We start from the raw sequence: 24707 nt of genomic DNA, 5'->3' as shown, positions 1-24707 counted from the left end.
CAAGGTGGCACACCTTGCCGCCGGAGGCTGTTTTTTGTGCTTTTATTTTTTTTGCAGCCTTAGCCGCCCATGATGGCCCGGGTGACCTGGTAGGCCATCACCGAGAGCACAAAGGCAAAGCCTGTGTTGAAGACCACGCTGAAGGTGGCCCATTTCCAGGAGGTCTCCCGTGCGATGACCACCACCGTGACAAAACAGGGTGCGTAGAGCATCACAAAGACCAGGAGGGCCACGGCGGTTGCCACGCTCCAGGAGGGGTCGGCTGCCAGTCGCGTGGAGAGCCCTTCGGCCTCTTCGGCGTCCACCTCGCCCAGGGAGTAGGCAGTGCCCAGGGTGGAGACAATGACCTCTTTGGCGGCAAAGCCGCCCAGCAGGGCGATGTTGGTTCGCCAGTCAAATCCGGCAAGCTGGGTGAGGGACTCCATGCCGGTGCCGATCCTGCCTGCAACGGAGTGCTTGAGGGCGTGCTGGGACTCGAGGTTGTCGATCTCGGAGAGACGTGCCTCAAGGGCGTCGGCGCTCAGGGTGGATTCTGCCACCGTGCGCTGGGACGCGTACTGAGCCGTCTCGTTTTCGGGCAGACCGGGGAAGGTCATCATGGCCCAGATGAGGATGGAGATCCCCAGGATCACGGTACCCGCCTTTTTAATGTAAGACCAGGCACGCTCCCAGGTGTGGATGAGAAGCCCTCTCAGGGTGGGCATACGGTAAGGCGGCAGTTCCATGACAAAGGGGGTGGACTCGCCCTTGATCACCGTGGATCGCAGGAGCTTGGCCACCACCAGGGCAGCGGCCCATCCGCCCAGTACTGTCCAGAACATCACCGAGGCGGAGTTCTCGAAAAAAGCGGCGGATATGAGGATAATGACAGGCACCTTGGCGCCGCAGCTCATAAAGGGAGCCGTGAGAACGGTCGCAAGCTTCTCTTTGGGGCTCCTCAAGGTCCGGGTGGCCATGACGCCGGGCACGGCGCAGCCGCCTGCGATACCGCCGGAGACGATAAAGGGCATAACCGAAGAGCCGTGCAGGCCGAAGGCGCGCATAACGCGGTCCATCATGTAAGCCATACGGGCCATGTAGCCGGAGTCTTCAAGGAAGGCGATCATCATAAACATGACCATGATCAGGGGCACAAAGCCCAGGACACCGCCCACGCCGCCGATGATGCCGTCCACCACAAGGGACTGAAGCAAGCCCTCGGGCAGAACAGCCGTGGCCACGTCCGAGAACCAGGCGAAAAAGTTCTCCACCCATCCCATGGGGATCTCGCCCAGGGTAAAGGTGGCAAAGAAGATGGTATAGAGGATGCCCACCATAATGGCCGGCCCCATGAACTGCTGGGTAAGGACCTTGTCCAGCTGGTCGGAAAACTGAAGGCGCGCCTGGGGACGTACCGCACGGACCACGCCTTCTTTCATCAGGGCGGCGATGTATCCGTACCGGTAATCGGCAATGAGGGATTCGGGGCTGATCTTTAAGGTGGAGCGGCAATGCCGGGCCACGGATTCAGCCATCTTGATGAGGACGGCGGCGGTCTCGGGGTCTTTTCTCTCCCCCATCTTGATCACCTGCTCGTCGTTCTCCAGGTACTTGATGGCCACCCAGCGGGCCGGTGCGCGGTTGGCCAGGAAGGCCTTCTTCTCCACTTCGGCCACCATCTCGTCAATGACAGGGTCGAGGTCCGGGCCGTAGGAGATGGCAAGGGGAGCCCACTCGCCCTGCTTCTCTTGGGCAAACCGGATGGCCTCTTCCATGAGCTGGTCTTTGCCGTCGCCGGTACGGGCAACGGTTTCCACAACGGGAAGCCCGAGGCGCTGGGAGAGAAGAGCGGTGTCGATCTCTTTGCCCTGCTTTCTCACAGCGTCCATCATGTTAAGGGCCAGGACCACAGGGACCCCGAGTTCCATGAACTGAAGGCTTAAGTAAAGGTTTCGCTCCAGGCTGGTGGCGTCAAGAATGTTTACCACGGCCTGGGGACGACGCTCCACAATGTAGTCCCGGGCCACGAGCTCCTCGGGGGTGTAGGCGGTGAGGGAATAGGTGCCGGGAAGGTCCACGATGGTGAGTTCGTGACCGTTATGGCGGGCATCTCCCTCGCGGTGCTCCACGGTGATGCCCGGATAGTTTCCAACCCTCTGGCGTGCGCCGGTGAGGGAGTTGTACATGGTGGTCTTCCCGGAGTTCGGGTTGCCGGCCAGTGCCAGCGTCAAGTGCTTATCCATGATAATTCTGCTTACCTGCTGTAAGATGTCCATGTCATGCGCCCAGGCCGCTCCTTGATTAAATCAGACGAAGCGCCTTGTGCAGGGCTGCCGGTGCTACGCCTCTAAGGCGTCCACAAAAATAAAGTCCGCTTCACTGTTCCGGAGGGTCAGGGTAAAATCCCTGAGCCGGATGGCCACGGGGTCTTTAAGGGGGGCCTTGCCCACCACCGTAAACTCGGTGTTGGGAACGATGCCCATGTCACGGATCCTCCGGCCCAGTTCGCCTTCGCCGGTGACCATGCGGATCACGCCTTTCTGATCCACCTTCATCTTACGTAAACTCATCATCTCTGCCATTGTTGCCTCACTTCATGCCAGTGTCACACTGCCGTTAAGAAAAGATAAAACGGGGCTTCATGCCCCACGCCGTCGCTGCCTGTCTCCGTATCGGGACAGGCGCCCCCGGTCCGCGTGCCTGCCGCTTCTCATCTGCGGGGAGGTGCCTTCGGGGTACGATGACCTCACGGTTCCTTCGGGAAGCCTCTTTTTTGGCAAGCCAAAGTTTTTATGGGGTTGATAGCACACCACTTCACCCCATGCAACTCTTTTTTTCAACGATTTCAACCGTTCAACCCGGTATCCCGCACTGCTGCCACGCACAAATAAAATCATCATTTCAAATCGTTGTGACAAAACTTCACTTAAAAAAGAAGACCGAAGACCTTCTTTTTTTCTAAAATGTTTTTTGGATAGCCTAACTTTTTACATTGACACATCCACTGCCACCCCCTATCTTTCTGATGCACCCGAAAGGGGTGCCAAGCGGCTTACACCGCCCCTGTGCCCATCAACACCATGGGCCGTAACCCCTTTAATAGAGAGGCCGATTTCATGCTTGACACAGCTATCGTCATTCTGGTGGTGGCCGCCGCTTTTTTCTTTACCGCGCGGTCCCTCTACCACACGTTCACCGGTAAAAAGAAAGGGTGCAGCTGCGACTGCTCCCAATGCGGTACCAGCAACACCTGCGACATCCCCGACGACAAGCGGCTGCTGTAACACAGCGTTCCCGTTTATTTCCTTTATTAAACATGAAAAGGCCCGCAGACGGTCCCTTCCGGGAACCGCTTACGGGCCTTTTTATTTTAAGACCAGGCGTCACTCTCTGCGTCTATGCTCCGGTGTAACGAAGGAACGTCGCATGTGGGAACCCGGTTAGAACCGCTTTCCGCCCCGGGGGTAGGCGCCTGCTTCCATCAGCAAGGGACCGTCCCACGATGTGTAGGCCTCGTCTCGGGCCAGGGTGTCTCCCACATCCCGGATGCCCAAACGGCCATAGGTCTCGGCCGTGGGCAACCCGGTGTCCGGGTCGTAACCGTTCTCCCGGTACCAGGACCGCACCAGGTCCATGTGCTCTTCCCGCTCTTTGGCCCCTTCCGGGGAGTGCTTGAAGTCCGGGCGCTGGGGCAGCATGTCGTGGGTGATGGTGATGCCCTGGCGTGCGTTGAAGGCGCGCTCCACGGCACCGATGCGGTCGGAGACCTCCTCCACCATGGCGCCGGTGTAGGCAACCCCCGTGGCCTTGGTGAGCATGTCGGCCAGGCCGTCGAAGAGGGACCCTTTCCAGATAAGGGGCAAGGCGCAGGTCCAGGTGTTCACCGCGCCTTTGCAGCGCCCGATGGTGTCGGCCAGGGTGGTCACCCGCTCTCCGTGGATCATGGAGTGGACCGGATCGTCGGTGATGATGCCTTTTTCCATGAGGTCCTTGAGCACGTCCTCATCGGAGTTTTCCCCGCAGGACCAGCTTCGGCCGCGCAGGTGGTCGGCGCCCCGTGTGGCGATGGCGTGGGCCAGGGAGAAGAGGCCAGCAGGGTACACCCCGCGCCCCAGCCCCTTGGTGTGGTAGCAATACTCCATGGCCCCGTTGCCCACGATCTTGGCCAGGGAGTACATGCCCTCAGCGATGAGGTTGCCGAAGCCTTCGCGCATGACGGTCTTGTGGACCAGCTCCACCTGGTCTTCGGCGTTTTCCCAGGAGAGGTCGAGGCCGCCCGTCACCTCATCGTCGATGATGCCCCGGTTGTAGAGATCCTTGGCCAGGGCGATGGTGTTGCCGATGGCGATGACATCCACGCCGTAGGCATCGCAGAGATTCTCCATCTCCATGATGGCCACCGGGTCGTCCACCCCGCAGTTGGTGCCCAGGCAGTAGACGGCCTCGTACTCCAGGCCTTCCCCCACCTCGCCTTTGCGCTCTCCCCTGGGGATCTTATAGAGGTTCTTGCACTTGATGTGGCAGCTCTGGCAGCCCACGCGGTCGATCTCGTACTCTTTCCACGCGTCGTGGCGAATCTGGGCAGGAACCTCCTCGGGGGAAAGTTCCTTTTCAAAGTTGCGGTACCCGGGGTACCAGTGGGTGATGCCGTAGTGTGAGCCGTAGACCGCCGCCACCTCCTGCTGCACCCGGTCCTTGGCCATGAACTGCTTGTCTTCTTTGGACAGGGCCAGGAACCCGGGCCGGTCAAAGAGCTCAGGGCGCCCGGTGCCCCTCAATACAATGGCTTTCAGGTTTTTAGAGCCCCACACCGCCCCGCTGCCCCGGGAGGCCGAGGCGTACTTGTCCACCATGGTGGAGGCAAGGCGCACAAGGTTCTCGCCGGCCTGGCCGATGCAGGCCACGCTCACTCCCTTGCCGTGACGCTCCACAAGGATGTCGGTGGTGGCCCAGGTGTCCAGGCCCCAGAGGTCCCCGGCGTCATGGAGGGAAACCTCCCCGTCTTCGATGAGGAGATAGACGGGCGTCTCCGAGGCACCTTTCACCACGAGCTGATCGTAGCCTGCGCGCTTCATCACGTTGCCCATGGTCCCGCCGACGTTGCCATCCCCCATGATCCCGCTGTAAGGGGACAGGGTGCTGACATGGAGACGGCTGGAGAGCCCCATGGTGGTGGCCGTCAGGGTGCCGGTGGCAAAACAGAGAAGGTTCTCCGGCCCCAGGGGGTCCACTCCGGGTCCCACCTCGTCAAACAGGGTTTTTGCGTTGAGGCCCCGGCCCCCAAGGAAGGCCTTGGCCACCTCACGGTCCAGCTCTTTTTTTTCCAGGGTCCCGTGGGTCAGGTCCACACGAAGCACGGTTCCGCACCATCCGAACATAACGACACTCCCCGGGCGATGGGTCACCGCCCTGTTGCAATCCAATCGATATTTACGAAGAAATTCCCCATTCTTATCGTATCCCGCAGGCAGACACAAGCCCGCACCACAATCTTCTTTACGGTGCCATGCCGGGGGCCTATACTAACATGTTTGGGCATTGTTCAGATTGCCTTCCATGGATAAAGCGGGTTGAAAAAGCAGGCCTCCGGCGGCCAGGTGGGGCACCTGGAAACCCTATGGCGAATGCATGGAGGGACACATCATGCTGACGTTTTCGAGGCATTCGCGTGGCCTGTGACATATGGCAACCGCTTTTGCAGGAGAGGCCCATTTTATTTTTCTGCAAACCCGATGAAGGGCATTAGGGAGCCGCTTGCCTTTAACCGAAATAACTCCTGCGGCGAGGTGTGACACCTCGAAGACAGGGGGCGAATGCGCTTTCCCTCTCGCTTGTCGCGCCGTACCCCTTGGACATGGGCGAAGGCGGATTAAACGTTGGGTCCCCGGCAGGGCAATACGGTTAAGTCGATAATGGACAAGCAGCGACATCATATCCTCCAACTTCGAAGCGTGTGAACCAGCTCGCATAAACCATCAGCGTTTATGTCGGGCGAAGCCCGAGGCTAAGGCCCTTGCGCTTTGGCCCGAGGAACGAGGGACGAAGCGCAAGGGTTACCAGCTTTCGAGGTGGCTCACCTCGCCGCCGGAGGCACGCTTTTAGGGCCAAACTTTAACCATAGAAGACATTTTTAAACTGAATGGATCATCGATACACGATATCCACCTTGAAAAACGAAGGCCTCCCGGTATCGCCCGGGTGGTGCCAGGAAGGAGTCTCTCTACATATGGACGCAACCATCGACATCAAGCAGGAGGTCCTGGATTCGGCCCTCTGGCTTTCGGAAAACAACTACTTCGGCTCCCACCTCAGCTCCGGGGGCAACGTTTCAGCGCGGGTGCCCGGTGAAAACCTTTTTGCCGTCACCCCGTCGTCCGTGCCTTACAACGAACTCTCCCCAGAGGACATCTGCCTGCTGGACTTCGACCTCAACCGGCTGGAAGGGGACCTGAAGCCCTCCATCGAGGCGGGGATGCACGCCGCCATTTACAAGGCGCGCCCGGACGTGGGGGCTGTGGCCCACACCCACCAGTTCCACGCCAGCATCTTTTCGGTGCTCAACACCCCCATCCCGCCCCTTTTTGACGAGATCACCATGCACATCGGCAACCAGGTGGCGGTGATCCCCTATGCCATCAGCGGCACCGACGCCCTGGCCGCCCAGGTGGGCGATGCCGTCACCAATGGCTGCGCCTGCTTTATCATGCAGAACCACGGCGCCCTGAACTTAGGGGGATCCCTCAAGCAGGCCCTGAGGAACGCCGAGTTCCTCGAAAAAATCGCCAAGGTCTACCACAGCGCCCTGGCCACGGGGCGCCCCGTCTCCACCCTGCCGGACCATGCCCTGGCCTTCTGGGACGAAATCCGGCAAACCCTGTGACCCCGGCTCGGGGGTGCTGTTTTTTCCGGTGGCATCCCCCGGCCTCTTTCTGATAAGAAGCGGGCACAACAAAGAGATACAGGAAGCCATCGCAACGCACCCTTTGATTCGTTTTGCGGTGACATCCGTCACCCATAGAACCGAAGAATAAGGGATACCCCCCATGACCCATAGCGACACGGACAACCACGAACACGACCAGAAGGAGGAGCTTGAGGCCCTGCTGAAACAGGTGCTTCCCTTAAACCTCCCCCACGTCCACTTCAAGGACATCGCCGCCATCGAGCGGGTGATGCCCCAGGAAAACTTCACGGAGATCCTCACCGACCTGGCCCATGGGAAAAAAGGGCCCTACACCCTCATTGACGTGAGGTCCGAGGCCGAGTTTGAACGGGAGCGCCTCCCCTTTGCCGTGAACATCCCCATCCTCACCAACGAAGAGCGGCACAACGTGGGGCTCATCTACAAGCGCCACGACAAGGACCTGGCCCTCTCCTACGCCTGGCACCTGGCCCGGCAAAAGGAAGAGGCCTACCTTGAAAAGGTCCGGGAGCTGGCCCAGGGCGGGCCCGTGATCCTCTACTGCTGGCGGGGCGGAGGCCGAAGCCGCTACACCACCAGCATGCTCAACCAGAACGGCATCGACGCCGTGCGCCTCAACGGCGGGCAAAAGGCCTTCCGCAAAGAGGTGCACACCATGCTGTACGAAACCACGCTGACCCTCTACCCCTTTTCCGGTCAGACCGGCTGCGGGAAATCCGAGCTGCTGGAGTACATCCAGGCTCACCACCCGGACCTGCCCGTCCTCCACCTGGAAGCTGCGGCAGGCCACGCCGCCTCGGTCTTCGGGGAGATCCGCTTCAACCTCATGGGGGAGTCCCTGGCCAAGAGCCAGCGGGACTTCGAGACCAACCTCTACGTCAACATCCTGCAGCACCGAAACCCCGACGGCAGCCTGCCCCCCTTTCTCACCGAGATGGAGAGCTCCAAAATCGGCCGGTTCAACCTGCCCCCGTCCGTCTGCAAGGCCCTTGAAAAGGAGACCCATATCGGCCTCACCTGCCCCCTTGAGACCCGACTGGCCCGGCTGGAAAAAGAGTACTTCGGCAAAGGGGGCAAAGAGGTGGAGGAGATGGTCAAGGACGCGGTGCGGTTCCTTACGCGACGGGTGGGCAAAGAGACGGTGGAGCGATGGTGCGCGGCCATCGACGCCGGGGACTATCGCGGGTTTCTCAATGAGGTGATGGTGGACTACTACGACAAGGTCTACAAGGCCGTGGACGCCCCGCCCCTGTTCACCGTGCCCAACGTCGACCCGGCCGAAGCGGCGGCAGCCATTGCCGCGTGGTACCACAGCGCGAAAAAATAAACAGGGGAATTATGCCTCCGGCGGCCCTGCCGGGGGCCAAACTTTTGAAACGTTTAACAAACAGGCCTTCCCTGCGAAAGCGGCCACTTGATGTCAGCCGTCAAGCATTCGCCACAGGGTTTCCAGGTGCCCCACCTGGCCGCCGGAGGCTTTTTTGATCTGAATAGTTACCTGAACCGATACCAAAAGGAGTCCATGTTTTGCCAATCATGATCACACAGCGACTCTCCCTTGGTGACGACGAGGTGGAGATCTCCGCCGTCAAGGCGTCGGGCCCGGGGGGCCAGCACGTCAACACCTCGGCTACGGCCATTCACCTGAGGTTCGACATCCGGGCCTCCTCCCTGCCCGAGGTGTACAAGGAGCGGCTCCTGGCCCTGTCCGACCACCGCATCACCGACGAGGGCATGGTGATCATCAAGTCCCGGGAGCACCGCAGCCGGGAGATGAACCGACAGGCCGCCCTGGAGCGCCTCATCAGCCTGATCCGGGGGGTGACCGCGGCGCCGAAAAAAAGGCGCCCTACCCGGCCGTCGAAAAATGCCAGGGAGAGGCGCCTCAAGGCCAAGACCCGTCGCGGCGACCTGAAAAAATCACGGGGAAAAGTTTCCCACGAATAGACGCCCCCAACGCGCAGCTGAGGCTACGACACATGATCATCTATCTTATCGGCATGATGGGCATTGCCGCCTTTTCCGTCACCGGAGTGGTGGCGGCGGGCAAAAAGGACATGGACCTGTTCAGCATCATCCTCCTTGGGGTGGTGACGGCCCTTGGCGGCGGCACCATCCGGGACATCCTCATGGACGCCAACCCCATCTTCTGGATCGGGGACGAGACCTACCTCTGGGTCTCCGTGGCAGCCGCCCTCATCGCCTTTTTCTTCATCCGCTTTGTCAGCAACACCTACACCCTGTTTCTCTATGCCGACTCCTTCGGTATGTGCCTGTTCACCATCACCGCCGCGGAAAAGGCCCTCTCCCTGGGCTTTTCCTATCCGGTGGCCGTGCTCATGGGCCTGACCACCGGCATCGCCGGGGGCATGATCCGCGACATCCTCACCGGCAAGATGCCCCTGCTTTTGGGCCGGGAGTTCTACGCCACCCCGGCCCTTCTCGGCGCCTCCCTCTTCTGCCTTCTCCTCCACCTGGCACCCGACCACGCCTTAAACCGCTACTACGGCCTGGCCCTGGCCTTTGGCCTGCGATGCGCATCCATCCACTGGGATCTCTATTATCCGCGATTTCTTTTGTACAAGGGAAATGCGTAACCACAGGATGTCAAGGCGTCCCCACCTTGCCCCAGCCGGAGAGAATATAGGCGGCACAGCCCACGCCGGGCTTGGCGGAAGCTGAGGCCACCGGGCAGTTCCGGGCGCAGCCCCCGCAGGCCAGGCAGTTGTCTTGACGGGTGGCGCGCATTTCAGGCCCCTCCCTGGCAAGGTCGCCCTGGGGGCAGACCACGATGCAAAAATCGCACCCCGCACAAAGGTCGGTGTGGAGTTCAAGGGTTGCCATGTTTCCGACAGGACGAAGCTCTTTCATCAAAGCACCTCCTTGACCTGTGAACGGCACCGTCACCCGGCTGTGATTCCGGGCCCGACTTCAGTATACCCGGAAAGGGAACCCTTAAGCCACCCTTTGCGTGTTCCCCCACCCATCCCATCATTACCATCCCCGCCCTGTGAGCAACCCGTCCTCACAATTTCTAAATCTTCAGAAGAATCAAATATAATATTAACCCCATACCACCAAAAAGCCGACAACGAAGGCCTTAATTCAAGGAACATTTAAGCAAGTCAATACAGGGCAATCCATAGAAAAAACTTGATGTTTTATGAAAATAGAAGTTAAATGACCCTTCGTAAGGACAACCCAACCCCAACGCTGTATCCAGCTATCCACGTACCGTTTCCATAAAGCGTTGTGGCAATGTGCCCATGGGTTCATCGGCTTATGCACGGGCCTCGTCATATCTCGTTACTAACGCATAATAGTAATATGAGACAACTTGACGCAAAGAGACCAGTAGGCATGACCGGGCAGGGCAAACAGGCGGTCGGCCCCCGGCCGACACCGGTTTGCATGACCTTCGTCGCCTGCCCGCCCGGATCCGGACAGAGACCGGCTCCCGTCACACCGAGACCAACAATGAGGAGATGTGTTTATGAAAAGAGTTCTGTTTCTTGCCTTGTGTTTTTCCCTGACGGCATCCATTGCCGCGGCCGCCACCATCAAGATCGGCCTCATGTGTCCCCTCACCGGTTCCTGGGCCAGCGAAGGCCAGGACATGAAACAAATCGTCGAGCTCCTGGCCGATGAGGTCAACGCCAAGGGCGGGCTCCTCGGCAAGCAGGTGGAGATCATCACCGAAGACGATGCCGGCGATCCCCGTACGGCCGCCCTGGCCGCCCAGCGCCTGGCCACCCGCGACATCATTGCCGTCATCGGCACCTACGGTTCCTCCATCACCGAAGCCTCCCAGAACATTTACGACGAAGAGGAGATCATCCAGATCGCCAACGGCTCCACGGCCATCCGCCTCTCGGAAAAGGGACTGGACTACTTCTTCCGCTCCTGCCCCAGGGACGACGAGCAGGGCAAGGTGGCGGTGAAGACCCTCATGACCATGGGCTTCAAAAAAGTAGCCATCCTCCACGACAACACCACCTACGCCAAGGGCCTGGCCGACGAAGCCAAGGCGCTGCTGAAAAAAGAGCCTGCGGAAATCGTCTTTTACGAAGCCCTCACCGCCGGGGAGCGTGATTACAGCGCCATCCTCACCAAGATGAAGGCCTCGGCCCCCGACGCCGTCCTCTTCACCGGTTACTACCCCGAAGCGGGCCTTCTCCTTCGCCAGAAGATGGAGATGGGCTGGGATGTGCCCTTCATCGGCGGCGACGCCACCAACAACCCCGACCTGGTCAAAATCGCCGGTAAAAAAGCCGCCGAAGGCTTCTTCTTCCTGAGCCCCCCCGTTCCCCAGGACCTGGACTCCGCCGAAGCCAAGGCCTTCCTTGCCGCCTACACCAAGAAGTACAACGGGGTCCCCGGCTCAGTCTGGGCGGTTCTTTCCGGTGACGGGTTCAACGCCATCGCAGCCGCCATCAAGGCCACCGGGTCCACCGACACCAAGATCCTTGCCAAATACCTCCACAAAGAGCTCAAGGACATGCCCGGCCTCACCGGCAAGCTCTCCTTCAACGAAAAAGGGGACCGCGTGGGCGATCTCTACCGTCTCTACAAGGTTGACGGCAAGGGAAGCTTCGTGCTGCAGCCGTAAGGGGTGACAGCCTCGCCCGGACAGACAGAATACGGCGAGGCGCCTCGCATGCTTATCACCCCGGCGACAACCTTAAATCAAAGGGTGCATGCAATCGCCGGGTTGATAGAAATCCCAACACGCATCAGAGGCATCGGGTTCCCGGTGCCTCTGCCGCGTGGCGTACCACCGGAGAAGTAAGATGGAACTGTTTTTTCAACAGCTGACCAACGGCCTGGCCGTGGGGGGCATTTACGCCCTCATCGCCCTGGGCTACACCATGGTCTACGGCGTCTTGAAACTGATCAACTTTGCCCACGGCGATCTCTTCACCATCGGGGCGTACCTGGGGCTCACCCTGCTCTCCGCCCTGGGCCTCACCGACCGGCTGGGCCCCTTCGGCGTGGTCCTTGCCCTGGCCATCATGGTCATGGGCCTCGTGGCCGTGGTGGGCATCATCCTGGAACGCATCGCCTACCGCCCCTTGCGCGAATCCCACCGGCTCTCGGCCGTGGTCTCGGCCCTGGGCGCCTCCATCTTCTTCCAGAACGCCGTCATGCTCATCTACGGCGCCCGCTACCAGGTCTACCCCCACGACATCCTGCCCAAGGTGGTCATCCCCATCTTCGGCCTCAACGTGCCGTTGCTGCGCATCCTGATCCTGCTCACCTCCGTGGTGATGATGGCCGCCCTCTACTTCTTCATCCAGAAGACCAAAACAGGCACAGCCATCCGGGCCGTTGCCATCGACCAGGGCGCGGCCAAGCTCATGGGCATCAACGTCAACGCCGTCATCATGATCGTCTTTCTCATCGGTCCGGCCTTAGGGGGCGCGGCCGGTCTCATGGTGGGCCTCTACTACGGGCAGATCAACTTCACCATGGGCTGGATTTACGGTCTCAAGGCCTTTACCGCGGCCATCCTGGGCGGTATCGGCAACATCCCCGGGGCCATGCTCGGCGGCCTGCTCCTGGGAGTCATCGAAGCCCTGGGCGCGGCGTATATCTCCATTGCCTGGAAGGACGCCATCGCCTTTGTCGTGTTGATCCTCATCCTCATCGTTCGTCCCACCGGCCTCCTGGGCGAACGGGTTGCGGAAAAAGTGTGACGGGACCTGTCCCGCACGTGGGCCGTCCACGGCCCGCCACCACGCCTTTATCAACCCTGGACCGAATTTTTTACAGCGAGGCCATGACCGTATGAAACGAAACGCCATTTACATTGCACTTGCATCACTGCTGGCCATCTCACCGGCCTTTCTCAACGCCTACTGGGTGGACGTGCTGAACAGCGTCGGCATGTACGCCCTGCTGGCCCTGAGCCTGAACATCATCCTGGGCCACGCCGGCCTGTTCCACATGGGCCACGCCGCCTTCTACGCGGTGGGGGCCTACACCACCGCCATCTTAAACACCACCTTTGACATCCCCGTGCTCTGGCTCATGCCCGTGGCAGGGCTCATGGCAGGGCTCGTGGCCCTGATCGTGGCGCGCCCCATCATCCATCTGCGGGGAGATTACCTCCTCATCGTCACCATCGGCTTTGTGGAGATCGTGCGCATCGCCCTCATCAACAACGTCTTCGGCATCACCGGAGGGGCCAACGGCATCTTCGGCATCGACCGGCCGTACATCTTCGGCTTCAAGATCCGAAAACCCCACGAGTTCTTCTACCTCATCTGGGGGTTCATGGCCGTGACGGTCTTTCTCTTCCACCGCCTGGAAAACTCCCGGTTCGGCCGGGCCTTGAACTACCTGCGGGAAGACGACGTGGCCGCCGAGGGCAGCGGCATCAACACCACCTACTACAAGCTCATCGCCTTTGTGCTGGGGGCGGTGTGGGCCGGCATGGTGGGCACCATCTACGCAGCCAAGATGACCATCATCGCCCCGGAGTCCTTTAACTTCTGGGAGTCGGTGGTGATGTTCATGATCGTGATCTTAGGGGGCTCCGGCAGCATCCGGGGGGTCATCCTAGGGGCCTTTCTCGTCATCGGCCTTCCCGAGATCTTCCGAAGCATGAGCGCCGTCAGCGACCTCATCAACAGCCTCTTTGCACACTTCGGCGTCACCCTCTCCCTGGACTTCGGGAACTTCAGCCAGGCCCGCATGCTGATCTTCGGCGCGGCCATGGTGATCATGATGATTTTCAGAAACGAAGGGCTCCTGCCTCCACGGCCCAGGACGTACCCCCTTGACAAGATACGGGAGGAGATGCCGTGAGCCTGTTAACACTGGACAACCTCATCAAGGACTTCGGCGGCTTACGGGCCGTGGACGAGGTCTCCTTCGACGTGGAGGCCGGGGACGTCTTCGGCCTCATCGGCCCCAACGGGGCGGGCAAGACCACGGTCTTCAACCTCATCACCGGCAACTACGTGCCCAACCAGGGCAAGGTGATCTTTAACGGACACGTCTTAAACGGGCTGGCCCCCAACAGAATCGTCTCCATGGGCGTGGCCCGGACCTTCCAGACCATCCGGCTCTTCAAGACCCTCTCGGCCCTGGAAAATGTCCTGGCCGGGTGCCACTGCCGCATGACGTCCGGTTCCATCGCCGCCATGCTGAAAACGCCCTTTCAAAAGCGGGAAGAAAAAGAGGCCATCAAGCTGGCCCTTGCCGAGCTGGACTTCGTGGGCCTCTCGGAAGATGTCGAAACCCGGTCCGACAGCCTCTCCTACGGCAACCAGCGCCTCCTGGAGATCGCCAGGGCCCTGGCCACCCAGCCCAAGCTGCTCATCCTGGACGAACCGGCAGGGGGCATGAACGAACAGGAGACCGACGCCTTAATCGACATCATCGCCCGCATCAAGGCCCGCGGCATCACCGTGCTTCTCATCGAGCACGACATGAGCCTGGTGATGCAGGCCTGCGAAAAACTGGTGGTGATTGAGTACGGCAAGAAAATCGCCGAAGGACTGCCCGAAGAGATAAAGACCAACAAGAAGGTCATCGAAGCCTACCTGGGCACCGACGACGATGAGGAGGAGGAGGGCGAAACGTGCTTTTAGACGTAAAAAATCTCCATGTGAAATACGGCACCGTGGAGGCCCTTCACGGCATCAACCTGCACGTGGACGAGGGAGAAATCGTCACCATCCTCGGGGCCAACGGCGCCGGGAAATCCACCACCCTCATGACCATCAGCGGGCTCTTGAAACCCTCGGAAGGCGAGATCTGGTTCGACGGAAAACCCATCCACACCATGCCCGCCCACAAGGTGGTGGAGGAAAAGCTCACCCAGTCCCCGGAGGGCCGCCGCGTCTTCTCCACCTTAACCGTCCAGGAGAACCTCAACCTGGGCGCTTTTACCGCCAAAAACCACAAACGGGTGGAAGAGACCCGACGCTGGATTTTTGACCTGTTCCCCCGCCTCAAGGAGCGGAAAAGCCAGCTGGCAGGCACCCTCTCCGGCGGCGAACAGCAGATGCTCGCCATCGGCAGGGCCCTCATGAACAATCCCCGAATCCTCCTTCTGGACGAGCCGAGCTTAGGCCTTGCCCCCATTCTGGTGAAAGCCATCTTCGAAACCGTGGCCGAGATCAACAAAAGCGGGGTCACCGTGGTCCTGGTGGAACAAAACGCCAAGGCCGCCCTCAAACTCGCCCACCGGGGCTACGTCATGGAGGTGGGCCGCATCGTCCTGGAAGACGACGCCGACGCCCTCCTGGCCAACCCCAGCGTCCGGGAAGCCTACCTGGGCGGGGGGAAAAAATAAGGAAAAAAGAAAAAAGCCTCCGGCGGCCCTGCCGGGGGCTAAACTTTTGCCAATTTAGATGCCTTGGGTTTAACAAACAGGTCATAAAAAAAATATTTGCATGAATGTCGTTTTACTAATGGGGTCATATTACACCCGACATTCGATTGATCCTAAGGCACTGAATATAATCACAACCAAAGCCATGGGTATGTCGACTGAGATTCGGTCTCATTAATAAATGCGGAAGTGATTTGCCCCGAGGAACGAGGGTCAAATCACTTCCGCTACCTGCTTTCAAGGTGGCACACCTTGCCTCTGGAGGCTGTTTTTTGGAGCTGAATAGTTACAAAAAGATTTAGGTCATCTCCACATTGGTTGGCACGTCGTATGCTCTCAATCGGCAACCGGAACGTATTTCCGGCTTGTTGCGCCATGGTCCTCATCGAAGAGCGCCAGGCGCATCATGAGCCTGCAGGAGACAGGGCCTTGTGCTCCTCGGGCAACAGCGCATCCAGAATGTGGGCAATGGCCATGAGCCCCGTCAGGTTCATCACCAGTCGGCACAGCATGAAATCCCAGCCCATGGATGAGGCTTCAAAGAGAAGCATGGGAACCTTGGTGGTGGACCAGGCCCCGATAAAGATCATGATATTCGAAAAGCGCGCCCCTTTTTTGATCAGCACCCCGGCCACGGGAAACGCTGCGTAAAGCGGTCCTGCAGCAAACGAGCCCAGACAGAGGGCCAGAAGCGTGCCCTTGGCACCGGACTCCCCGCCCATGAGCCTCACGATGGTTTCCCGAGGCACCCACACATCAAAAATGCCCAAAAGCACAAAAATGGGTGGAATCACCAGCAGCATCTCCACGAGGTAATCCACGGAGTGCCCCAGGGAGCGTGCTGCAAGGTCTGCGTTAACGTAACCAAGGCCACCCAAGGCTACGAGCATCAAAAGAAAAACACGGTAGCGTTTAAGCAAGGGTATCATGTAAGCACCACCCCCATGACCACGGCCACTCCAAAGGCCAGCAGCACGTTTAACAGGTTGCGGGCCAGGGAGACCCGCAGCCCGAAAATCCCCATTTCAACGGGAAGGGTCACCACGCCCACCCCCATGAGGGTGGATACAAAGACGGCCAGCTGCATGAGCCCTCCCCCGTGTTCGTATAGGGCCGCCGTAAGCGGAAAGGCCACAAAGCCGGGAATAAGGGTCACAGACCCGATGAGGGCTGCCATGCCCATCCCCACCCAGCCGGAATTCTGCCCCAATAGCTGTGTGATGGTTTCTGGGCCGACGGCCGCCAGGAGAAACCCGATGACCAGCAGAATGACGAGGAACTGGGGCATCAGGTTCTCAAACGACTTCCAGGCTTTCATCAGAGCCTTCCGTGTCTTTCCTTTGTCTTTGGCATAGGAGACCAGAAGCAGCACAAAAGCTGCCAGGTACAACATGATGTTAAACATAAGCACTTCCCCGTAATGTTAGCACGCTAGGTTTTACAATAAAAAAAGGGGACCGAAGGCTAATGGGAACTGGAGAGATTTTCACGCACCCTTTCAAGCACCGCGATGACCCGCTCGATCTCTTCAGGAGCCACGCCTTGATAGGCCTGGGCCAGCATCTCCTTTGAAACCACCGAGATGGTTGCCCAGACCTCATGGGCCTTTTCCGTGGGGACAAGCATTTTACGCCTGCTGTCCTCGGGGTCCGGCTCCCGCGTTACCCAGCCGTCCCGCTCCATGCGATCCACCAGGCGCACGCCGGTGGGCGTGGCAATGCCCAGCCGCTTCACCAGGTCGGTGAGGGGCAAAGGCCCCAGGGCGATGAGGTGAGCCAGGGCCCGGTGCTGAGACGGCGACACCCCGGTCCCTTTGAGTTTCTCTTCAAGGGCTCCCACAAAGGCTTTCACCGTGAGATTGCATTGGAAACCGAGGCTTTCGTTGGGGTCTATCCCTTTCATGATATCTTCCTTGGGTAAAATGAGACGGCAGAATGGCCAATCCACTTTTTTGTTAGCATGCTAGCTTATCAGGTAAAAAAAATCAATCTGTTTCATAACCATCCCAGTCGATTCTTCCAGGCATCGCAATCATGGGGGAAGCACAAGGGCAATCCGCTTTTAAAACAGGGCCAACGCGTGTGCCAACTCAGTTGCCTCCGGCGGGTCGCTTTTTGAAAAAAGCTCCGCAAAAACATTTCGATACAGACCCCATACGTTTGATACGGTCGGCGTGCTGATAACGTTCAGCGGAGCCGAGACCGTCACAAGACCTGTTTGTCAAACTTTTTAAAAGTTTGGCCCCCGGCAGGGCCGCCGGAGGCTTTTTTTGAGCTGAACAGTGGCAACGGGCTTAGATCAGGGGAACCTGGACCTCCGTCAGGTAGTTATTCGGGTCTCCTTCAAGGAGAGGACCGGGGCCTTTGTGGACCACCTGGCGGGTGGGCAGGCCGGCTTTGCGGCCCGAGGCGTCGATCCAGTCAAAGACCCGGAGGTAGCTCTCTCCCAAGGTTTCAAAGGGGCCCCGGTGCAGCAGGGTGGCGAATTCGCCCCCTTCGAGGGTGCGGCAGGTCCAGGGGCTTTCCACGGGCTGTGACAGGGGCATGCACACCTCAATGTCGGCGTCGAATTCTTTGTACTCATCGTTGTAGCAGAGGTTTACCACAGGGCCTGAAATCGCCTGTTCCGCTGCGCCCCGCAGTTTGAGCACCACCTCGCCGATCTCCTGCCACGCCCCGGTCCAGCGGTGGGCAACCACCAGCTGGGGTTCCACGCATTTTACTTCCACCTCAAATGTTTTTCCTTGCATCTTAATGACCTCTCTTTCTCGGTTGATGATGCGGTCAATGACAGAAGAGATGTCGTGGAGCCTTGCGATCTCGGCCTGGAGGGTCTCCCTTTTGTTCTGGAGGAATCCCACCAGGTCGGACTCATCGGCGCAGTGGGCCATGACGTGCCGGATCTCCGACAAGGAGCAGTCCATGGCCTTCAAGGCCACCACCACGCGGGCCCTGGCCGCGTCGTCCCGGTTGTAGTACCGGTAGCCGCTCTTCTCGTCCACAAAGCGGGGCACCAGAATGCCCCGTTCGTGGTAGAGCCTGAGGGCTTTGATGGTCAGGCCCGTGATCCGTGAAAATGTGCCGATATTGTACATACTCCGCCTTCTCTTTTCTGTTGTTCCGCGTTCACATGACCACCACCCTGAAGCCCGCCCCTGGGGGAGAGTCAAAGAAAAAAATCACGGCCCTGCCATGTTCCGGGTGGTGGCCATGCCGGAGAGGTCGTCATCATGGAATACTAAATTTTATAAAATAAATTATTATTGATATTCTATTTGACTACAAAGTGTGCCATCATATCGCCATACTTACACCATCATCATGGGATATCAGGATATTATGCGCTCACTTATCACTGTCACCAACAGGCTGTGTGCCATGATCTGCACAGTTGCGGGAACCGGTTTGGCGGCCACGCTCCTGCCTGGGGCGGCCTTTGCCGAAACACCCCTTTCCCAGCCGCCTTCCCCTTTGTCCCCGGCCCTTCTCCTTGCCGTTGCCGCATGCGGGCTTGCCATGGCCTGGAACCTCACCCTGCGCAAACGGCTCAATGCAAAAAACCGGGAGCTCACCCTTGAGCTGGCCCAACGGCAATCCGCGGAAAAAGAGCTGCGGGCGAGCCGCCACAGGCTGGCCACCCTGGTAAGCAACCTCCCGGGCATGGCCTTCAGCCACCGCGTGGACAAAGAGAACTGGCCCATGGACTACACCAGCGAGGGGTGCCAGGAGCTCACCGGCTACAAGAGCCTGTGCGCACCGGGCATGGAGCTCTGTTACGCCCAAAAAGTGGTCCACCCCGACGACATCGGTCCCAACCGGGAGACCATCATGGAGGCCCTGGCGGAAAAAAAACCGTATCGGCTGATCTACCGCATCACCACGGCATCAGGGGAAAAAAAGTGGGTCTGGGAGCAGGGGGTGGGGCTTTACGGCCCCCGGGACGAGTTCCTCTCCGTGGACGGGTTTGTCACCGACATCACGGAATTCAAACGGGCGGAAAAGGCCCTGAAGGCAAGCCGAAAGCAGTTCCTTGACCTGGTCGTCAACTCACCGGTGGGCATCTCCATCATCCAGGGCAACCGCGTGGTCTATCAGAACCCGGAACAGGAGAGGCTCTTCGGCCCCATGCAGGACAACGGAGACGTCTTCAGCCACATTGCCCCCCACGATGACGACAGGGAGAGCATCAAACGGTTTATCGAGGTGGTGCAAAGCGGCGAGGTCACCTGCAACGAGTCCGACTTCTGTTTCCTGCCGTCCACCGAGGGCGACAAAGGGCCCAAAACAAGGTGGGTCCACTGCCGGGCGGCTCGCATCGTCTACCAGGAAAAGGAGTCTGTCCTGCTCAACATGATCGACGTCACCCGGGCCAAGGAGCTGGAGCACATGGTGGGCATCAAGGACAAGATGGCTTCCCTGGGACGGGTGACCGCAGGCATCGCCCATGAGATCCGCAACCCCTTGTCCGGCATCAACCTCTACCTGGGCGTCCTGGAGAAAGTCGCCGGGGACCCCGGCCAGGAAGAAAAGACCCAAAAATGCATCCGCCAGCTCAAGGAGGCATCCTGCGACATTGAAACGGTCATCAGGCGGGCCATGGACTTTCTCAAGCCGGGCATGCCCCTGTTCAGGGTGATGGATGCAAACGAACCCGTCACCCATGCCCTGGGGCTCACCGAGGCCTCCCTTCGAAAAAACGACATCCGCGTGGAGACAAGCCTCAGCAAAGAGCCCCTCCCCTGCTACGCAGACAGCAACCTGCTGCTTCGGGTGATGATGAACCTGATCCACAACGCCGCCGAAGCCATGGAAGAGCTGCCCGGCCCCCGGGTCATCCAGGTGAACACAACCATGGAATCGGGACGGGTACTCATCAGCGTCTCGGACTCCGGTCCCGGCGTGCCCCAGCGAATCCGGGACTGCGTGTTCGACCCGTTTTACACCACCAAAAGCGACGGCACCGGCATCGGACTCAGCCTCAGCCAGCGCATCGTCATGGATCACAACGGCACCATCCGCATCGGCCAGGGGGACCTCGGGGGGGCCAGCTTTGTCATTGACATACCGGCCCGGCAGGCCATGACAGAGGAATAGCCCGAATCGTTACGAAGACGGGGGCAGGGTGCCGGACTCCTCGTTGTACAGGGCGTCGGCGTCCCCGTCGGCATCCTCCTCTTCATCAAACAGGTAGGGGTAACGCTGCTTCATGCATTCGGTGCAGATACCGTGGCTGAAGCGGGCCTTGGTGTGGCTTTCGATGTAGCTCTCCAGCTTCTCCCAGTACCCCTTGTCGTTTCTTACCTTAAAGCAGCTGGAACAGATGGGGAGCAGCCCGTTGAGTTCCCGGACCTCTTCCAGGGCCTGGGTCAGCTCTGTGATGAGCTGCTCGCGCTCCTCCTCGCTCTGGATACGCCGACAGATTTCCGCCCGCATCCTCCGATTGTAAAAACAGAGACAGACCCCCACGGAGACGGCCAGAATCAGGGCTACCCCGCCCCCCCTCACCGCCCAGTGGTCCCAGTTAAAAGGGAGCGGGGCGGCAGCCTTGTAGAAGAACCCGGACAAATCGTACCCCGGGTCTGCCAGGCCGATGCGCACAAGGGTCTCGGCCATGTGGTTCCAGCGCCCTTCGTTCATGTGGCCCAGCTCCACCAGACGGGGAAGAACAAGCTGTTTCATCTCCTCGAATTCATAGGCGAGGTGCTCGCGGGAGGGGCTGCCCGCCCCTTTGACGTAGGTCCCAAGGATGAGGTCGATGATCTCATCGGGATGCTCGAAGGCGTAGCGCCACCCCTTCATGGACGCCCGCACCATACGGCGGGCCCGATCGGGGTGCCTGCGCACTTCCGCTTCGGTTGTAAACAGGGTATCGCCGTAAAAATCGATGCCGTATTGAAGGGGACGGATCACGCGGTAGGGAATCTTTTTCTGACGCATCACAAAAGGATCGGTGGTGACGTAGGTGGAGAGCCCGTCCACCCGTTTTGCGATGAGATCCTCAATTGAAAAATCATTCTGGACCCGTGTAAACTGGTCCGGATTCAGCCCTTCGGCCCGGATCATGGCCCAGACTTCAGCATCGTTGGCTTTTTCGCCCATTTCGAGACGACGCCCTGCAAAATCCTGGGGAGATGAGATCCCCGAATCCTGCCGCACGAGCATCACCGTGGCAGAGTGCTGGAACACCGGAGCAAGGGCCACAACGGGCATCCCATTGAGACGCCACAAAAGCAGCTCCGAACCGGCCACGCCGTAAGTGGCCTTTCCCTGGGTCACGGCCTTCACCGGACCCTGCTTTCGGGAGCCGCCTTCCAGGAGAGTCACCTCAAGCCCCTCGTCTTCGTAAAAGCCCTTTTCCAGGGCGGCATAGTACCCTGCAAATTGAAAATAATGGGTCCACTTCAGCTGAAGGGACACCGGCTCCAGAGCGCAGGCGCAGATCGGCGACAGAAGGACGCACAGCGCCCCCAGCAGCAACGACGGACCATGCCCGGCCCTCCCATTCCGTAAAAGATGCATTGCCCCCCCAGACCCGGCCCGGGAAGCCCGTGCCGGTATTTCCCACCAAAAAAGCCACATGAAAGCCACCCTTGGGGCAAGGACGGCGACGGGCCTTAAAACATACCAAACCGTTCAAGTCATCGGCTTTTCGCCACCGTTTCTGAACCCTATACGGCTTTTTTTCATTATTTTATGCTGACAAGGACAGTGCACCCGGAAAAAACAGGGGCTGGCAAGATGCATTCCGCATTGATTCGAAGGTTCAACAAGGGGAGGCTGGCAATCCAGAGGAAGCAGAAAAAGCCGCCGGAAAAACACGGCCCCAGGCATCGCGCACCCTGCGGCCGGTTTTTTATCCGGAGCATCTACACGGCGGCGACGATGGAGATCTCCACGAGGAGCTCTTCACGTGCCATGGCAGCCTGAACACAGGCGCGGGCAGGTGCCATCCCCGGGGTGACCCAGGCATCCCAGACAGCGTTCATGTCCGCAAAGTACGCCATGTCCTTGATGTAGATGGTGGCGGACAGGATCTTGTCCTTGTCGGACCCCACGCTCTCAAGGAGTTCCTCGATCTTTTCGAGGGTGGTGGCGGTCTGCTCGGTGATGTCCTTTGAGGCGTCCTTGGCCACCTGGCCGCAGAGGTAGACGGTGTTGTTGTAAACCACGGCGCGGCTCATGCGGGCCTTGGTTTCATAGCGCTTGATCTCCATATGGTGCTCCCTTGCTACACAGCCTGACGGAACAGGCGGTTGGTATGAATGCCGGCAGGTGCCAGGTCCCGAAACGTCTCCGGGTCGATCTGACAACCACCATGTTCTGAATCTGATGACTATACCCAAACGCCTCTCAACGGATCAAGCCCCTTTTTCTCCGCCCCGGGACCCAATCCGCCGGCCGAGCTTGCGATCCGGCCAAATCGCCCGTATACTGGGAAAAATTTCGGTCATGCAGAGGCCCCGCCATCAAGCCGTGGGGCGTTTAACTGATCCCACCCGACACACCCGTCAGAGAAAAGGACAGCCACACCATGAGCAAATGGAAATTCGGATTCGGAGCCGCAGTGGTGCTCATCATCGCCGGATGGATCGCCTGGACCTTCTTTATCCCCAGTGAGGACATCAAAAAAAGCGTCAAGGATTTAAGGGCCGACGCCGTGGGCCTGGACCGGGTCATCACCCACACCCTCTACGACGGCTCGAAAAAGACCTGGGAGGGTCGCTTCAAGGTCTTTCCCTTCCCCTCCGAAGGCGGTGGCGGCGGCGGTTTCTCCTTCATCGATGAAAAAGGCAAAAAGATCATCTGCGGCCCCGGCTGGCGCATCGAGGAACAATAGATTCATCAACGGCCGAAACCGGGCCGACTCATCCGTCAAACAAGGCAGGACGGCCATGCACACCCTGAGGCAAAGCCAGCTCCTTCCCACCACCCTTGACAAGGCGTGGGCCTTTGTTCAGGCCCCGGCCAACCTCGACACCATCACCCCGCCCTGGCTCCGGTTCGAGATCGTCTCGGACGTTCCGGAGGTCATGGAAGACGGGCTGATCATCGAGTACCGCATCGGCCTGCCCGTTCTCGGGCGCAGGCGGTGGGTGACGGAGATCAAGCACATCAAGGCCCCGTTTCGCTTTGTGGACGAACAGCGCCTCGGCCCCTACCGGTTCTGGTACCATCACCATGAACTCCGGGAGGTGCCGGGGGGTGTCCTCATGACAGACACCGTGCGCTACCGCCTTCCCTTCGGCCCTTTGGGCGAGCTGGTCCACGCCCTGGTGATCCGCAGGACCCTTGAACGTATTTTTGCCCACCGGCGTCACCGCTTCACCGCCCTTTTTCCTGCCCCATCCCCTTGAGGCCGTCTCGTGCCAACCCGGGCACGACACCTTGGCAAGCCCACGGACACCCCTGACAACAAGGGGTTCCCCACGTTGTGTTCGCCTCGCCTTCCCCGGCGCGGATGCCTGTGGCGTTTCCGCGCCGCCTCGCCAGCCCCCATCCCCCTGAAATCGAAACAAAACGCATCAACACAGCCATAAAGCGAAACAACGCCGTTTCCGCAAAAAGCCACGGAACCAGAAGTCCGGCACGCTTTGTGTACTTTTCCTTCGTGTCAGTAAAGGTCTATCACCACATTCACCGCTGCCACGCTAAAAAAGGAGAGACACCATGACACGACGCGTTCTACTGATTGCCGGCCTGCTCGCCCTGCTCATCCAGCCCGCCTTTGCAGAAAAAGGGGACACTTTTATGGGGGTGGGAGGCCACTTTGCCGGCAAAAACTTTGAATTCGACAAATCCTCGGGGGCCAGCTTTGTGGCCGGGCACCACATCCACAACGACTGGGCCCTGCTCCTGGAGACCCTGTTCCTCGATGATTTCGACATCTCCAACCCCCTTACCGACGACGATGTGGACGTCCGGCAGGTCGCCGTCATGCTCCGCTGGTACCCCGTCTCCTCGGACCGCGCACGGGCTTATCTTTCTGCGGGCCTGGGCTATCTGGACATCCATGTCAGCGATGACGGCACCGCCAACCATGGAAAACTCTCCCGCTCCGATGCCTGCGCACGGGGCAACATGGGTATTGACTGGCCCCTCAACGACACCCTCTCCCTCGAAGTGGAGCTGGCAGGCACCGCCGGCATAGACGACCTCTCCCTGGTCAGTTTCCACGACTGGAACATGAAGCTTATCTACACTTTCTGACCCTGGATGCACCCATCGCCCTGAAAACAGCACCGGGCGCGCAGCCCCGATGCCACGCCTCCGGCCGACCGCCCCCCTCATTCCGGTCGGCCGGGCCGAAAAAGAGAGGAAAGGTGCATTTCTCCTTGATTCCACAGCACCATTTGATTACTCATGGAAGCACTGACAATCCGGCGAATCACAGGACGGCTTCCGCCTCCCCCGGATATTTCATGGAAAACCGATCGCGCCAGGGCAATCCTGTTCCATTACAGCT

General features: G+C 59.5%; 24 protein-coding genes. 14 read left to right on the top strand and 10 right to left on the bottom strand.

Annotated elements, in window-relative coordinates; genetic code table 11:
• Positions 1-59: 59 nt before the first annotated feature.
• Entirely contained in the window at positions 60-2222 is a 2163-nt protein-coding gene (gene feoB, locus MSL71_RS16495; protein ID WP_180142428.1) for a ferrous iron transport protein B, read from the bottom strand.
• Positions 2223-2318: 96 nt separating this feature from the next.
• The gene (locus tag MSL71_RS16490; protein ID WP_281374520.1) at positions 2319-2552 is read right to left on the bottom strand and encodes a FeoA family protein; all 234 of its coding nucleotides are present in this window, start codon (positions 2550-2552) and stop codon (positions 2319-2321) included.
• A gap of 543 nt (positions 2553-3095) precedes the next feature.
• Between MSL71_RS16490 and MSL71_RS16485 the strand changes: the two genes are divergently transcribed.
• A complete protein-coding gene (locus MSL71_RS16485) occupies positions 3096-3263 on the top strand; it encodes a FeoB-associated Cys-rich membrane protein (RefSeq protein ID WP_180142424.1) in 168 nt (55 codons plus the stop codon).
• 156 nt (positions 3264-3419) lie between these two features.
• Here the strand turns inward: MSL71_RS16485 and MSL71_RS16480 are convergent, their stop codons facing one another.
• Positions 3420-5357: an aldehyde ferredoxin oxidoreductase family protein gene (locus tag MSL71_RS16480; RefSeq protein WP_180142423.1), complete on the bottom strand. Its 1938-nt coding sequence runs from the start codon at positions 5355-5357 to the stop codon at positions 3420-3422.
• Between the two features lie 848 nt (positions 5358-6205).
• On the opposite strand from MSL71_RS16480, the gene MSL71_RS16475 reads away from it, so the two are divergent.
• The 4 genes from MSL71_RS16475 to MSL71_RS16460 all read left to right on the top strand — a co-directional run bounded on the left by MSL71_RS16475 (position 6206) and on the right by MSL71_RS16460 (position 9498).
• Positions 6206-6859: a class II aldolase/adducin family protein gene (locus MSL71_RS16475; protein ID WP_180142421.1), complete on the top strand. Its 654-nt coding sequence runs from the start codon at positions 6206-6208 to the stop codon at positions 6857-6859.
• A 163-nt stretch (positions 6860-7022) separates the two neighbouring features.
• The gene (gene mnmH, locus MSL71_RS16470; RefSeq protein ID WP_180142418.1) at positions 7023-8228 is read left to right on the top strand and encodes a tRNA 2-selenouridine(34) synthase MnmH; all 1206 of its coding nucleotides are present in this window, start codon (positions 7023-7025) and stop codon (positions 8226-8228) included.
• 209 nt (positions 8229-8437) lie between these two features.
• Positions 8438-8848 carry an alternative ribosome rescue aminoacyl-tRNA hydrolase ArfB gene (gene arfB / locus MSL71_RS16465; RefSeq protein WP_180143019.1) on the top strand — a complete coding sequence of 137 codons (411 nt, stop codon included), beginning with the start codon at positions 8438-8440 and terminating at the stop codon, positions 8846-8848.
• A 32-nt stretch (positions 8849-8880) separates the two neighbouring features.
• Entirely contained in the window at positions 8881-9498 is a 618-nt protein-coding gene (locus tag MSL71_RS16460; protein WP_180142414.1) for a trimeric intracellular cation channel family protein, read from the top strand.
• Between the two features lie 10 nt (positions 9499-9508).
• On the opposite strand, the gene MSL71_RS16455 is transcribed toward MSL71_RS16460, so the two are convergent.
• Positions 9509-9772: a 4Fe-4S dicluster domain-containing protein gene (locus MSL71_RS16455; protein WP_180142411.1), complete on the bottom strand. Its 264-nt coding sequence runs from the start codon at positions 9770-9772 to the stop codon at positions 9509-9511.
• A gap of 622 nt (positions 9773-10394) precedes the next feature.
• Here MSL71_RS16455 and MSL71_RS16450 point away from each other — a divergent pair.
• From MSL71_RS16450 to MSL71_RS16430, 5 genes are all read left to right on the top strand, one after another.
• On the top strand, positions 10395-11510 hold the full coding sequence (locus MSL71_RS16450; protein ID WP_180142408.1) for a branched-chain amino acid ABC transporter substrate-binding protein: 1116 nt from the start codon (positions 10395-10397) through the stop codon (positions 11508-11510).
• Between the two features lie 181 nt (positions 11511-11691).
• Positions 11692-12597 carry a branched-chain amino acid ABC transporter permease gene (locus MSL71_RS16445; protein ID WP_180142405.1) on the top strand — a complete coding sequence of 302 codons (906 nt, stop codon included), beginning with the start codon at positions 11692-11694 and terminating at the stop codon, positions 12595-12597.
• A 91-nt stretch (positions 12598-12688) separates the two neighbouring features.
• Entirely contained in the window at positions 12689-13711 is a 1023-nt protein-coding gene (locus tag MSL71_RS16440; protein ID WP_180142402.1) for a branched-chain amino acid ABC transporter permease, read from the top strand.
• Positions 13708-14499: an ABC transporter ATP-binding protein gene (locus MSL71_RS16435; protein WP_180142400.1), complete on the top strand. Its 792-nt coding sequence runs from the start codon at positions 13708-13710 to the stop codon at positions 14497-14499. Before MSL71_RS16440 ends, MSL71_RS16435 begins: the two co-directional genes overlap by 4 nt.
• Positions 14490-15206 (top strand): ABC transporter ATP-binding protein, encoded by a 717-nt coding sequence (locus MSL71_RS16430; protein WP_180142397.1) that lies wholly within the window; start codon positions 14490-14492, stop codon positions 15204-15206. The genes MSL71_RS16435 and MSL71_RS16430 overlap by 10 nt, the downstream gene beginning before the upstream one ends.
• A 443-nt stretch (positions 15207-15649) precedes the next feature.
• Here the strand turns inward: MSL71_RS16430 and MSL71_RS16425 are convergent, their stop codons facing one another.
• The 4 genes from MSL71_RS16425 to MSL71_RS16410 form a co-directional block, all read right to left on the bottom strand.
• Complete coding sequence (locus MSL71_RS16425) at positions 15650-16174, bottom strand: permease (protein ID WP_180142393.1); 525 nt, start codon at positions 16172-16174, stop codon at positions 15650-15652.
• Positions 16171-16650 carry a permease gene (locus MSL71_RS16420; RefSeq protein WP_180142390.1) on the bottom strand — a complete coding sequence of 160 codons (480 nt, stop codon included), beginning with the start codon at positions 16648-16650 and terminating at the stop codon, positions 16171-16173. Before MSL71_RS16420 ends, MSL71_RS16425 begins: the two co-directional genes overlap by 4 nt.
• Before the next feature lie 59 nt (positions 16651-16709).
• Positions 16710-17147, bottom strand: a complete 438-nt coding sequence (locus MSL71_RS16415; protein ID WP_180142387.1) for a MarR family winged helix-turn-helix transcriptional regulator — start codon at positions 17145-17147, stop codon at positions 16710-16712.
• Between the two features lie 391 nt (positions 17148-17538).
• On the bottom strand, positions 17539-18339 hold the full coding sequence (locus MSL71_RS16410; protein ID WP_180142384.1) for a MerR family transcriptional regulator: 801 nt from the start codon (positions 18337-18339) through the stop codon (positions 17539-17541).
• A 244-nt stretch (positions 18340-18583) separates the two neighbouring features.
• Between MSL71_RS16410 and MSL71_RS16405 the strand changes: the two genes are divergently transcribed.
• The gene (locus tag MSL71_RS16405; protein ID WP_180142381.1) at positions 18584-20338 is read left to right on the top strand and encodes an ATP-binding protein; all 1755 of its coding nucleotides are present in this window, start codon (positions 18584-18586) and stop codon (positions 20336-20338) included.
• A 9-nt stretch (positions 20339-20347) separates the two neighbouring features.
• Here the strand turns inward: MSL71_RS16405 and MSL71_RS16400 are convergent, their stop codons facing one another.
• A complete protein-coding gene (locus MSL71_RS16400; protein WP_180142378.1) occupies positions 20348-21763 on the bottom strand; it encodes an ABC transporter substrate-binding protein in 1416 nt (471 codons plus the stop codon).
• A gap of 347 nt (positions 21764-22110) precedes the next feature.
• Entirely contained in the window at positions 22111-22458 is a 348-nt protein-coding gene (locus MSL71_RS16395) for a RidA family protein (protein WP_180142376.1), read from the bottom strand.
• A 317-nt stretch (positions 22459-22775) separates the two neighbouring features.
• Here MSL71_RS16395 and MSL71_RS16390 point away from each other — a divergent pair, with 317 nt between their 5' ends.
• The 3 genes from MSL71_RS16390 (at position 22776) to MSL71_RS16380 (ending at position 24451) form a co-directional block, all read left to right on the top strand.
• On the top strand, positions 22776-23081 hold the full coding sequence (locus MSL71_RS16390; protein ID WP_180142373.1) for a hypothetical protein: 306 nt from the start codon (positions 22776-22778) through the stop codon (positions 23079-23081).
• Between the two features lie 55 nt (positions 23082-23136).
• Complete coding sequence (locus tag MSL71_RS16385) at positions 23137-23598, top strand: SRPBCC family protein (protein ID WP_180142370.1); 462 nt, start codon at positions 23137-23139, stop codon at positions 23596-23598.
• 313 nt (positions 23599-23911) lie between these two features.
• Entirely contained in the window at positions 23912-24451 is a 540-nt protein-coding gene (locus MSL71_RS16380; protein ID WP_180142367.1) for an outer membrane beta-barrel protein, read from the top strand.
• The last annotated feature ends 256 nt before the right edge of the window (positions 24452-24707 follow it).

The sequence above is a fragment of the Desulfoluna butyratoxydans genome, from assembly GCF_900699765.1.
Lineage (GTDB): Bacteria > Desulfobacterota > Desulfobacteria > Desulfobacterales > Desulfolunaceae > Desulfoluna > Desulfoluna butyratoxydans.
Note: the sequence above shows the minus strand (reverse complement) of the source record. Positions and strands in the feature narration are given on the sequence as shown.